Consider the following 12,271-nt stretch of genomic DNA (forward strand, 5'->3'; position numbering starts at 1 on the left):
CGGGGTCCTCCCGCGCGCCGGAGCCCGGCCGCCCGGCAGCTCCATTTCCCTGGAAGCGACCGACCGACCGGACCGCTCGGGACAATTCGGCGGCAGCCGGTGACGTGCCAACGTTCCATGGGCGACGACCTCACTCCACGTCGCCAGACCGGAGAATTCTGTGGCCTATCGGAATGCGTCCGGCGGGCACTCCACGACGGTTTTCGAAACCGCTGGCGAGTCGGTATCACGCATCAATCTCATTCCTTTCTCTGAAATCCTTCCGAATGCCGCGACGACGGCCTGGGAACAGGTCGCGACCGCCCGCGCCCGGGCCGCCGAGAGCGCGCCCCGCGCCGCCGCGGCCCTGCACGACCTGGTCCGGGAGGAGCCCGAGCGGGCCGACCTCCACGTCCGGCTCCGGCGCCGGGTGCGCGGCAAGCCGTTCACCCCGCTCGCCGAGGCGCCGGCCGGCCCGGCGGCGGTGCGCGAGTGGCACGGCCACGCACGCGAGTACCACCGCCGGCTGGACGCCCTCGCGGCCGATCAGGACGCCGTGCGCGACACGGAGCGCGCCGGCCTCGCCGAGCTGTGCGGACGCGGTGAGTTCGCCTCCTCGCTCGCCCTGGTCAGCGCCGACCTGGACCGGGCCCGAGCCAGGTTCCTGCGCAACGACGGCGCCTGGGACCGGCAGGACCGCAAGTCCGAGCACCAACTGCTCTCGTACGCCTACCGCGCCATGCTGCGCACCAGCCCGCGCTCCCAGTTCACCGGCGTCGCGCTGCGGCCGGTCGGCCCGCTGCCCGTGGCGTACGACCGGGACGATCCGGTCGTCCGGCCGGAGTTGGAGCTGAGCCGCGGCGTCGAGGTGCAGCGCGGCAGCTACGTCTCGATCGCGGAGGCCGCCCTCACCGCGGAACTGCGGCGGACCGGCAGGCCGCCGCGGCACGTCCGGCTCGCGCCACTGGCCGCGGCCGGGCCGGAGCAGCTCTCCTTCCTCACCTTCACCGCGGCCGGCCGCCGCCAGGTCACGGTCCGCCGGCAGCCGCCGCTGACCGCGGTCGTCCGGCTCGTCTACTTCGACGTCCCCGACCGCGAGGAGCTGACCGCGCGGCTGGCCGTCGAGCTGAACTGCCCGCCCGCGACCGCCGACCGGGTCGTCCGCTCCTGCCTGGACATCGGCCTGCTGCTGCCGGCCCTGCCGGTGTGCGACAACTCCGAGCACTTCCTGCCCGAACTCCTGGCCGAGCTGCCCGCCGGACTCCCGTCGGACCCGTCACTGGCCGGAGGGATCGAATCGATCGCCGGGCTCGTCGACCGGCTGTCACGGGACGACCCGTCCGCCCGGCCGGAGCTGCTGGCCGAACTCCGCTCCCGTCACGCCGACTTGCAGACCCATGCGCCGCTGCCGCTCCAGGTGTACGAGGACACCGTGATCCGGACCGCCGCACCCGCCCCGGTCGCTCCGGAGCGACTGGCCGAAATGGCCCGCCTCCTCGGCTTCCTGGCCGTGTTCGACCTCAAGCTGGACATGCGCCTGGGCCTCCAGGCCGCCGTGCGCCGCCGAGGCGGCGAGGTCCGGCTGGCCGACCACGCCGAGGCACTGGCCGAGGAGACCCTGACCGCGGCGGTGGCGGCCGGACGCGGCCGGCCCGTCGGCGACCCCCTGGTGGACGGCGCGTTCGAGCGCCTCTGGGCCACCCGAGGACGAATCCTCACCCGCCTCGCCGACCTGCTGGACGCGGTGCCGCCGGGCGGCGTCCTCGAACTGCCCGACGCGGCCGTCCAGGAGTGGTCCGAGCTGGTCGCGCCGCTGCTGCCGGACGGCCCGGCCTCGTTCGCCGCGATGCTCCAGCCGGCCGGTGAACTCCTGGTGTGCAACGCGGTGTTCGCCGGATTCGGCACCCACCTGGCGCGTTTCCTGTGGCCCGACGCCAAGGCCGGCGGCACCGCGACCGCCCGGACCTCGGCCCGGCTGCGGGCCGCGCTCGGCGCCACCCACGCCGAGGACCGCCACGCGCACGGACTCAACACCGGTGTGCACCCGCACCTGCTCGACCGGCCGCTGGACCCGGCCGACTGGGGCCGGCTGGTACTGGCCGACACCGGCACCGCCGGCCGCCTCACCCTCACCGGGCCCGACGGCCGCAGCCCGTTCGTGCTCACCTCCACCCGCTGGGACCTGCTGCCCGCCGCCACCAGGATCGCGCTCTGGCTCCAGGGCGGCGGCGAGGTCTCCGGCGGCCTCGACCGCATCCACCGGGAACGGGCGCAACGGGCCGGCGCCGAGGTGGTGGCCGTACCGCGGATCGTCCACCGGGGCATCGTGCTCCAGCGGGCCCGCTGGTACCTCCCCTCGCTCGCCGCGCTGCTGCCGGCCGGCGAGGAGCGGGGACAGCTCCACCGGCTCCTCGGGTTCGCGGCCCGGTGGGGGCTGCCGCGCCGGCTCTTCTGCAAGTCCGTCCCGCCCTGGCAGCAGGTCGACCGGCCCGCGCTGCCGGACTGGACCGCCGGGCCGGCCGAGGTGCGGGGCAAGCCCCGGTACCTCGACCTGGCCAGCCCGCTGAGCCGGGCCGCGCTGGCCAAGTCGGCCGCCGACCTGGACCGGCCGGTGCTGGAGGAGTGCCTGCCCGCGCCGGCGCCCGGCCGGCGGACGGCGGAGTACCTGTACGAGTTCGATCGGATCGGCTGACACCGTGATCACTGTCGCCCGCGTTCACGACTACCACCCGAGCAAGCTCCGGCTGTTGAGCGAGACCGTGCTGCCGCTGCTCGGCGAGCTCAGGACCGCCCACACCCTGCCGGTCGCGTACTGCGGCCGGGGCTGGGACGGCGGATCGCACCTGGCGGTGCACCTCGCCGGGCCGGACCTGGAGCGGACCGTCGTCGAGGACCTGTCCCGACGGCTGGCCGAGGCCGCGGCCGCCCACCCGGCCGACACCTGGACCGAGGCCGAGTACACCGCCGTCGCCGAACGCAACAGCCGTCTGGAGGGGCGGACCGGGTACCGTCCACGGCCGGCGCCGCACGGCACCGTCAGCATCGAGACGGCGCCGGACGAGGGACCGCTCGCCGAACGCCGCCGGGCCTACCACACGGGCATGGCCGAGGTGCTGGGCGAAGCCCTGGTCCCCGGGCGGGCCCGGAGCCAGGCCGGCGGGCTCGGCCTGGGGCTGCTGGCGGCCACCGCCGCCGTCTACCCCGGCGGGCTGCGGTTCGGCTCCCTCTCCCTGCGCTCGCACGCCGAGGCCTTCTTCGCCGGCCGGCCCGACGGCGAACAGCTGCGGCAGCGGTTCGACCAGGCCTACCGACAGAACCGGGCGGCCGCGCTCGAACTGGTCGGGACCGGCCTGCGGTCCGCCTCGTCACTGCCCGGCAACCGGCTGGCCGAGCGGACCTACGCGCAGCTGCGGACGGCCGAGCACGCCGCGGACGTCCGGCTGCTCACCGCGCCCGGGCAGCGCCCGGGACAGCCCGGACCGGCCAGCGAGTTCCACGCGACGCTCCGCCGGTTCGACTTCTGGGAGAACCCTCCCGAGGGATTCGACGAATTCCGCGTGCTGATCAACTGGCTGTACGAGGCCCTGCCGCTGCTCGACGTGCAACCCACCACCCGCTACTTCTCCTGCCATCTGATCGCCTGCGCCGTGGACGAGTTCCTCGGCGAGAGCTGGCAGCAGCGCATCTCCCGAAGGACCGTCTGATATGCCCGTCATGCTGCGCCCGAGCGTCGTCTTCGGCGTCGTCCCCACCGGCGTCTTCATCCAGTCGCCGTTCGAGTCCTTCGCGCTCAAGCTGCCGCCCGCCCTGGTGCCGCCGGTGCTGAGCTGGCTGGCCGCGCTGGAGGAACCCACCACGGTGGAGGCGCTGCTGGCCACCGCCGGCGGCCCGTCGGCCGATACCGTCTGCCGCCACATCCTCGACCAACTGGCCAAGCGCCGGGCACTGCTGGAGGTCCCGTCGGACCCGACGCGGAGCACGCTCCCGGCCGATGCCCTCCTCTACCTCCAGGGGCACGCCGCGGACCCGGAGCAGGCCGTCCGCACCCTCGCCGGGGCCCGGGTCACCCTGGCCGGCGAGCAGGCGCTCGCCGAGGCATGCGCCGAGGCACTGCGCCGACGCGGACTGACGGCCGCCGTCGAACCCGACGGCACGGCGCGGCCGCCGCTCACCCTGACCGCCGAGCTGCCGGACGGCCGCCGCCTCACGGTCGAACTCCACGCCGCCGGCCGCCGGTTGTGGGTGCTCCCCGCGGGGGCGCCGCGACAGCCGCTACACGACCGGCTGCACGACCGGCTGCACCGCCCCGGCACGGCCGGCCCCACCGCCCGGCTGCTCGCCGCCGGGCTCGCCGCCGACTGCCTGTTCGCCCTGCTCACCGGCACCGAGGACCGGCCCCGGCTGCGGATCGTGGACGCCGAGGTGGTCGGCTGGCGGGTGGTGCCGCTGGCGGCCGCCGGCGCCGGCCGCCACCCCGGTTCGACCATGCGGGCCGCGATCGACCCCGACCACCCCGCCGCCGACGAACTCGTCGGCGTGCTGCGGCTCGACACCCCGGACGACTGGGAGCAGCTGCCCGTCTCGCTGGCGCGGGCGAGCGGCCGCCCCGGCGAGACCCCGGCCGCCGGCTGGGGCACGTCCCACGAGGAAGCCGGGCTGGACGCGCTGTGCGGCGCGGTCCGGGGCGGCCGCGCGGACCGCGGCAGCGGACTCACCGAGCAGGAGGCCCTCGCCGATCTGCGGCTCCGCGCCGCCACCACCGAGCGCTGCCGCGCCACCGGGCCGGCCTGGTCCACCGGGCCTCTCCCGGGCCCCGCGCGGGAACTGGCCCCGGCCGTCGCCGGGCCGGAAACCACCGCCTGGCGGGTCCACCCCGAGCACGGCGGGCTCCGGCTGGCCGAACTCGACCGGGGCGGGCAGCGGGTCCGCGCCTGGGGCGAGGACGCCTCCGACGCGGTGCGCCGCGCCCTCGGCCGGGCGCTGGCCGTCGAGGCCCTCGGCCGCCGGCTCGGGGCGGCCGTGCCGGTCGGCCCCGAAGCCGACGCGGCGGTGCGGTTCGCGGACGGAACGCTGGCGGAGACGGTGGACACCGGTGTGCTGCACGCCCTCACCGGGCGCGGCGAGCTGGCCGGGCTGCCGCTCCTCGCCGCACCGGCCGGCGCGGGCCTGACCCCGGACCCGGCGGACCCGATCGTCGGGCACGCCCAGGTGGCCGGGCTCAGCGGCCCGGAGACGGCGGAGGTCGCCCGGTGAGCACCCCTTCGGTCGCCGCGACCGAACCGTCGACGGACCTGCCCGCCGAGCTGGCCGACCTGTCCGAACTGACCGAGCTGGCCGACCTGGCCGACCTGATTGACCTGACCGACCGGCTGCGCCAGGTCGCCGAACGGGCCGGCGCCCGGCTCGCCGTGCTCCCCGGCTACGACCCGGAGTCCGAGCCCGCGCTGCTGCGCCGGTGCGCCGAGTCGGGTGAAGCACTGCTGCCGGTCCGGATCTGGCCCGGCGAGGTCGAGGTGGGACCGCGCTGGTCCCCCGACAGCACGGCCGACGGCACCGCCGGCTGCCCGCTCTGCGCCGCGATCGCCCAGCTGCGCGGCCGGGCGGTGCCGCCGGGATCGGCCCGGCCGCACGCCGCCGCCCGGCTCCTTCGGGGCGCCACCGAACAGCTGCACCGCGCGGTCGACGCGCTGGCGCGGTGGACACCGGCCGACGGCGAGGTCCTGGCCGTCACCCGCACCGGCGCCGCCGTACGGCGAGCCCGCACGGTCACCGGCTGCCCCCACTGCGGTACTCCCGCAGCCCGGACGAAACCTGACGATCAGTCAGTTCCACTCGACGGCGACCTCCGGCTCACCGGAACGACCGGCACCCGGCTCGACCGGCTCACCGAGCACTGCGTGGACGCCCGCTTCGGGCCGGTGCTCGGACTCCAGCAGGTCGCCGACTCCCCCGGAGCGCTGGTCGCCGCGATGCACTCGCGCTCCGGCGAGCACACCGAGACGGCGGGCTTCGGACGCGGCCGGCACGTGGCGGCCGCGGCCCGGACCGCCATCCTGGAGCGCCTGGAACGCGCCGGTTCGGAGACGGTGCTCGCCCGGGAGCCGGTCCGGGCCCGCTACGCCGACCTGGCCGGCCTCGCCCTGGACCCGCACCGGCTCGGCCGGCTGAGCGACGAGCAGCTGAACCACCCGTCCTGCCGGGTGGACCCGTTCACTCCCGACGCCGAGCTGCTCTGGGCCGAGGCCTCGGACTGGCAGGACGGCCGCCGGGTGCTGGTGCCGCTCGAAGCCGCCTCCTACCACGTCACCCCGCGGCCCGGCGCGGGCCTGCGCTGGGGCCGGGTGCTCTACGAGTCGTCCAACGGCTGCGCCCTGGGCTCGACCCGGGACGAGGCCGTGATCCACGCGGTGCTCGAAGTCGTCGAGCGCGACGCCTTCCTGATGTCCTGGTGGCGGGGCGCCGCGCTGCCCCGGATCGACTGGCGCACCGTCACCGATCCGCTGAGCAGGCAGCTGCACGCGCGGATGCGGCAGGCCGGCTACCAGGTCCATCTGCTGCGGGTCAGCGGCGGCGTCCCGGTCCCGGTGGTCTGGGCGCTGGCCCTCAACCCCGAGGTGCCGGGCCGGTTCAGCCTGACCGCGGCCGGCGCCCACCCCGACCCGCACAAGGCGGTGCGCGGGGCGCTGTCCGAGCTCGCACCGCTGGTGCTCGGACAGTTGGTGGCCCGCGACGACGAGGCCGCCCGCCGGCTGCGCACCGACCCCTGGCAGGTCACCTCGCTGACCGACCACGTCCGCTGGTTCTCGGTGCCGGAGGCGGGCCCGGCCCTCGAACCGTTCCTGTCCGGCACCGCCCGGCCGCTCGCCGAGGTCTTCGCCGACTGCGTCTGGGGGCGGCCCACCGCCGACGGTTCCCCGGACTCCCCGTACTCGGCCGCATCGGTCGCATCGGTCGGCTCGGTCGGCTCGGTCGCATCGGTCGGCTCGGTCGGCCCGATCGGTGAAGTCGCCGAGGGGCTACGCGAGTTGCTGCGCGCGGCCGGGCTGCCGGAGGTCGTCGTCGTCGACCAGAGCGGCTGGGAGCACACCCGGGTCGGCCTGCACGCCGTCCGCGCCATCGTGCCCGGCGCGGTGCCGATGTGCTTCGGCTTCGCCCACCAGCGCGTCCTCGGGCTGCCCCGGCTGGCCGCCGCCACGGCCGGACCGGAGGACGGCCCGCTCGCCGACCGCCTCAGCGTGCACCCCTTCCCGTGAGGTCCGGCGCCACCCACCCGTCCCGACGTTCGGAAGACCCGATGCCCAGCACCCCCACCCGGCCGCGCCACCAGCAGCCCGCACCGCCCACACAGGCCGAGCAGGCCGAGCAGGCCGAGCAGCAGTCCGTACGACAGGCCGCCCAGGCCCGGCGGCTCGTCGAGCGGCTCTCCGCGCTGCCCGAGGACCCGTCGCGCCACGACCCGCAGGCCCGGCCGTACCGGCAGCGGGTGCGGCTGCGGCTCGCCGACGCCTGCCGCGACCTGCCGCAGCGCCCGCTGCGGACGGTCTGGGAGCGGCTCGCGGCCCGGCCCTGGCCCGCGCCCGGTCCCGCCGAGGCGGGGATCGGCCTGGCCGAGGTGGCCGCGACGGTCGCCGCCCCGCTGCGCCACGAGGTGGTCAACCCCTATGCCGAGCACCGGCTCTACCCCTCGCCGCGGTCCAAGTTCCCGGTCCGGGTGGCGGTGTCGGACGGGTCCGGGCAGCACCTCGTGGTGCCGGAGCTGGACGCGCTGGTCGAGATCGGCGGGACGGCCGGTGCTGCCGGTCCTGCCGGGCTGGAGACGGCCTCGGCGCTCGCGGCGCTTCCCGGCTTCTACGGCGACCTGCGCCCGGTGCTCGCGGGCCTGGAGACCGGCCACCTGCTGGCCGCGCTGGCCGACACCGGCCGGGCGCTCGGCCTTCCGCTGACCGTCACGGGCCCCGCGGCCGGCGACTGGCCCGACTGGCTGGCCGAGCGGACCGGACCGGTGCTGCCCGGCTTCCGGCTCGCCCCCACCGAAGTGGCCCGCCCCGCCGCGAACGAGCCCGGCCGCGACGACGACCCCAGCTGGGCCGAAGTCGGCTGGCTACGCAACAGCGGCCGGGCCCCGGGCGGCTTCTACGGCTTCACCGCCCGGCACGGCGGCATCCCCGCGGACGGGCTGACCGCCATGCTCACCGCCGCCGCACGCGGCGCGGCCGACGCCGGGTACCTCGGCCAGTGGCTGCCCGCCGTACGCGCCTTCTGCGCGGTGCGCGCCGTCGCCGGACTGCCGGACGGGCTCTACGAGGCCCCGCTCGGGTCCTCGGCGGAAGCCGCCGGGCCGGCCGGCCTGCGGCGGATCGGCGACCTGGACGCGCTGCGCGGCGGGCTCGTCATCGACTCGACCCCGGCCGCCGGCCTGGCCTACGACCTGGCGGGCTGCAACCTGGTGTGGATGCTGGCGGTCGACGCGGAACGGGCCGTCCGGCCACAGGGCCCCGAGGCGGCGTTCCCCGGCGTGCTGGCCGCCGTGGGCTGGCTGGCCCAACAGCTGTGCATGGGCGCCGCCTCCACCCGGCTGTTCGCCCGCCCGCTGCGCAGCTTCGACGCCGCGACCGTCGCCGCGGCCATCGGCGCCCACGACACCCTGGTGCCCATCTACCAGGTCGCGTGCGGCCGGAACCGCTTCTCCGAACCGGCGATCGACCTCCGCTTCCCCCCGGCCGGGGCGACCGGAGGTGACCGATGAGCGCGCCGCACCCGAACCCGGACGGCTGGCTGTCCTGGCACGTCCACGTGCCGTTCGCGGCGGCCGACCGGATCGACGAGCTGGTCGCCGGACCGCTCGCCGACCTGATCACCACACTGCGGCAGGCCGGGGCGATCAGCCGCTGGTTCTTCATCCGCTACTGGGAGGGCGGCCCGCACCTGCGCCTCCGGCTGCGCCCCGCCGAGCGGTCGTCGCCGGCCGAGCTGGACGCCGCGGTGCGCGCGGCCTTCGCCGCGCTGGACGGCTCCTCGAACGATCCGGGGGACGTCGCCGCCTACCTGGACCGGATCTCCCGGCTGGCCCGGGCCAGCGGCCGGGCCGACCCCTCGGTCGACCGGACCGTGGCGGGCAGCGTCCGGCCACCGGGCGTCCACCCGGCCGACTACGTCCCCGAGCGCGACCGCTACGGCTCCGGTGAACTCCTGGACGCCGCCGAAGCGGTCTTCGAGGTCTCCAGCGACCTGGCCCTCCGGGTGGCCCGGGCGGCCCCGACCGCGACGCAGCTGCGGCTGATCGGCCTGGAGGCGATCACGAAGCTGGCCGACGGCGTCGAGCGACTGGGCGGCGACCGCGACGCCCAGCTCGCCCGGTACGCCGACTACTGGCGCCGGTGGGCCGAATCCGTGGTGCCGCCGGTCTTCGACACCGCCGCCCTCGGCGACGGCGCGGCCCGCCTGGCGGCCGCCCTGGCCGACCGGGGCGGCATCTCGGCGGCCCGGCTGGCCGCCCGCGACTCGGCGGTCGGCCCCTGGTGCGCCGCGGCCGTGGACTCGCTGCGCCCGCACCCCGCCACCGGCCCGGGGGCCCTCACCAGATCCGGCGTCGCCATCTCGCAGACTCATATGACGCTCAACCGGCTTGGCATCCTCGTCCACGAGGAGTTCATGCTGATCACGACAGTACGACGCTTGCGCTGAGCGAGCCGGCCCACGACCAACGACCAACGACCAACGCGCCAGGGGAACACGCATGGGGAAAGACCGCCGTCGAAGGCCGCCGGGCCGGACCGGAGCCGCCGCAACGGCCCGTCCCGCTCCGGCCGCGCCCACGTCACCGGCCGACGGCGGGCCACCGCTGCTGACCGCCGACGACCTCCACGTCAGCATGGGCGGGCGGCAGTTGCTCGACATGCCGACGCTGGCCGTGCCGCCGGGCGGCTGCCTCGGTCTGGTGGGCGTCAACGGCTCCGGGAAGTCCACCCTGCTCAAGGCGCTCGCCGGGCTCTACCGGCTCGACCGGGGCACCGTCCTGCTGGACGGCCACCCGGTCCGGGAGCACGAACTCGGCTTCCGGCAGCAGGTCGGCGTCTTCCTGGACGACACCGACTGCTTCCCCGACCTCACCGTGGCCGAGCACGTCCGGATGGTCGCCACCGCGCACGGCCTCGGCCAGGGCGCCGCCGACCGGTGCACCCGGGTGCTGGACCTGCTGGGCCTGCGCCACCGGGCCGACGCCTTCCCCGACACCCTCTCCGCCGGCCAGCGGCAACTGCTGCTGCTGGCCGCCGTCCTGGTCCGTCCGGCCCGCCTGCTGCTGCTGGACGAACCGGAGGCCCGCCTGGACACCGGCGCCCGGGAGCGGCTCGCCGACACACTGCGGCAGAGCCGGGCCGACGGCACCGCGATCGTCATGGCCGTGCACGACCAGGACCTGGTCGAGCGGGTCGCCGACCAGGTGATGGTGCTGGACGGCGGACGGGTCGTCGACCACGGCCCGACCGCCGAGGTCCTCGACCGGGGAGCCACGCCATGGCGCTGACCAGCCGTCGGATACCCCGGCCCGCCCCCGGCCCCTCGGCCGTCTCCCCGGCCCGGAGCGCGGTCGAGGAACTGCGCCGCACCCGGGCCCGCCGGGCGAGCCGCGCCGCGGGCGGCCGCACCCGGCAGGTGTGGACGGCGCTGATCACCGCCGTGGTGCTGCTGGCCCTGCTGGCCGGCACCGTCGACACCCTCTCCGGCCTCGTCGGCTCGCTGCTCTCCCCCGGCGACGGCCGGCTCCCGGGACTGCTGGTCGGCCTCAGCACCCTCGGCACCGCCGGACTGCTGCGGCTGTCGCTGTGGCTCGGCCCGGTCGTGCTGTCGGCGCCGGAACTCAGCTGGCTGCTGCCCCTGCCGGTGGACCGCCGCTGGCTGCTGCGCCCGCGCCTGTCGGCGGCCCTGACCGCCGCCGGGGCGGGCGGCGCCGTGCTGGGCGCGCTGGGCAGTGCGGTGGCCGCCTCCGGCGACCGGCCGAGCCCGCTCGGAGTCGGACTCGCCGTCCTCGTCGGCCTGCTGCTGGCCGGACTGGCCGCGGCCGTCGGCGTGCTCGCCGAGGGCTCCGCGCGGTGGGCCCGGACCGTACGGACCGGCTCGGCCGCCCTCGCCGTCCTCGGCCTGGCGCAGCTCGTCGGACTCACCTCCGGGCGCCACCAGGCGACCACCGGCCTGCTGGCCGCCTCCGGCCCGTGGGGCTGGGCGGGTTGGGCACTCGGCGGCACGTCCGGCGGCCTCCACCCCACCCAGGCGCTCGCGGCCGTGGCCCTGGCGGCCGGCACCGCCCTCGCTCTGGTCGCCGCCGACCGCTCCCTCGCCACCCTGCCGACCGCCGACCTCGCGCTCCGCTCCCGCGCGGCCGGCCGGGCCCACACCGGCCTGCTGCTGCTCGACTTCCGGCAGATCGCGCTGGTCGCGCAGGCCGCCGCCCGCGCCCGGCGGACCGGACCGGGCCTGCGGCTGCCGCTGCCCCGGGCACGCTGGCTGGTGCTGCCCTGGCGGGACGCCACCGCCCTGCTGCGCCGCCCCGGCCGACTCGCCGCCGCGGCCGCCTGGTCCGCCGCCTCCGTCCTCCTCCTCGACGCCACCCGGCTCTGGGCCTCCCACGCCCACCCCGCCCCCGCGACCGCCGCCTGGCTGGGCTGCCTGCTCAGCCTCGGCCCCTACCTGGCGGCCGCGGCACTGGTGGAACCCGCCCGCGAGGAGACCGACCGGCCGACCCGCACCGGTCTGCTCCCGTTCGCCCCGGCCAGGATCGCGCTCTCCCACCTGGTGGTGCCGACCGTCCTGCTCGCCGTCCTGGGCTCGGCCGCGGCCATCGCCACCGCCACCCTGGTATCGGCCCCGAAAACCGTTCTCCTCGCCGTTCTGCTGCTCTTCACCGCGGGCGCCCCGGCCGGAATCGCCGCGGCATTGCTGAGCGCCTATCGCGGACCTCTCCGATATGAATTGATGTCCCTTTCCGCGGACTGGTTCGGCGTCATTCCCTTCGTCCTCTGGTATTGCAGCCCGGCCCTCGTCGCCATCGCCGTGGCCGCCCCCCTGCTCTGGCACGCCGCCACCGCCACCGCCCTCACCGGCGGAACCGTCCTCGGCCAGTTCGCCGTCTCCGCCGTCCTGGCCACCGCCCTCGCCGCCCGACGGATCACCCGCTCGGCGACCCACCAGAACCAGCCCTGACACCAACACCGGGCCGGGGAGCACCCATTGGTGCTCCCCGGCGCGGCGTTGACTCAGGTGCAGCTGGAACAGCCGGAGCAGCAGCCCAACGAGG

At 76.8% G+C, this 12,271-nt stretch carries 8 protein-coding genes; all 8 read left to right on the forward strand.

Features of this window, described 5'->3' with window-relative positions:
* Positions 1-160 precede the first annotated feature (160 nt).
* From ACFRMQ_RS28735 to ACFRMQ_RS28770, 8 genes are read left to right on the forward strand one after another with little or no spacing between them, the layout of a single operon-like run.
* On the forward strand, positions 161-2,671 hold the full coding sequence (locus ACFRMQ_RS28735; protein ID WP_380733576.1) for a lantibiotic dehydratase: 2,511 nt from the start codon (positions 161-163) through the stop codon (positions 2,669-2,671).
* A gap of 4 nt (positions 2,672-2,675) precedes the next feature.
* On the forward strand, positions 2,676-3,683 hold the full coding sequence (locus ACFRMQ_RS28740; protein ID WP_380733577.1) for a hypothetical protein: 1,008 nt from the start codon (positions 2,676-2,678) through the stop codon (positions 3,681-3,683).
* Between the two features lies 1 nt (position 3,684).
* Positions 3,685-5,232: a hypothetical protein gene (locus ACFRMQ_RS28745; RefSeq protein ID WP_380733578.1), complete on the forward strand. Its 1,548-nt coding sequence runs from the start codon at positions 3,685-3,687 to the stop codon at positions 5,230-5,232.
* Positions 5,229-7,232 (forward strand): YcaO-like family protein, encoded by a 2,004-nt coding sequence (locus ACFRMQ_RS28750; RefSeq protein WP_380733579.1) that lies wholly within the window; start codon positions 5,229-5,231, stop codon positions 7,230-7,232. Before ACFRMQ_RS28745 ends, ACFRMQ_RS28750 begins: the two co-directional genes overlap by 4 nt.
* A 41-nt stretch (positions 7,233-7,273) precedes the next feature.
* Positions 7,274-8,725, forward strand: a complete 1,452-nt coding sequence (locus ACFRMQ_RS28755) for a hypothetical protein (protein ID WP_380733580.1) — start codon at positions 7,274-7,276, stop codon at positions 8,723-8,725.
* A complete protein-coding gene (locus tag ACFRMQ_RS28760; RefSeq protein WP_380733581.1) occupies positions 8,722-9,663 on the forward strand; it encodes a thiopeptide-type bacteriocin biosynthesis protein in 942 nt (313 codons plus the stop codon). Before ACFRMQ_RS28755 ends, ACFRMQ_RS28760 begins: the two co-directional genes overlap by 4 nt.
* A 52-nt stretch (positions 9,664-9,715) precedes the next feature.
* Entirely contained in the window at positions 9,716-10,504 is a 789-nt protein-coding gene (locus tag ACFRMQ_RS28765) for an ATP-binding cassette domain-containing protein (RefSeq protein WP_380733582.1), read from the forward strand.
* Positions 10,495-12,177, forward strand: coding sequence for a DUF6297 family protein (locus ACFRMQ_RS28770; protein WP_380733583.1), 1,683 nt, complete (start codon positions 10,495-10,497; stop codon positions 12,175-12,177). Before ACFRMQ_RS28765 ends, ACFRMQ_RS28770 begins: the two co-directional genes overlap by 10 nt.
* The last annotated feature ends 94 nt before the right edge of the window (positions 12,178-12,271 follow it).

It is taken from the genome of Kitasatospora sp. NPDC056783, from assembly GCF_042789895.1.
Lineage (GTDB): Bacteria > Actinomycetota > Actinomycetes > Streptomycetales > Streptomycetaceae > Kitasatospora.

Bases quoted from the DNA above. Each gene is read 5' to 3' on its own strand.
- ACFRMQ_RS28755 (WP_380733580.1), top strand. From the start codon at position 7,274: ATGCCCAGCACCCCCACCCGGCCGCGCCACCAGCAGCCCGCACCGCCC.
- ACFRMQ_RS28760 (WP_380733581.1), top strand. From the start codon at position 8,722: ATGAGCGCGCCGCACCCGAACCCGGACGGCTGGCTGTCCTGGCACGTC.
- ACFRMQ_RS28745 (WP_380733578.1), top strand. From the start codon at position 3,685: ATGCCCGTCATGCTGCGCCCGAGCGTCGTCTTCGGCGTCGTCCCCACC.
- ACFRMQ_RS28770 (WP_380733583.1), top strand. From the start codon at position 10,495: ATGGCGCTGACCAGCCGTCGGATACCCCGGCCCGCCCCCGGCCCCTCG.
- ACFRMQ_RS28765 (WP_380733582.1), top strand. From the start codon at position 9,716: ATGGGGAAAGACCGCCGTCGAAGGCCGCCGGGCCGGACCGGAGCCGCC.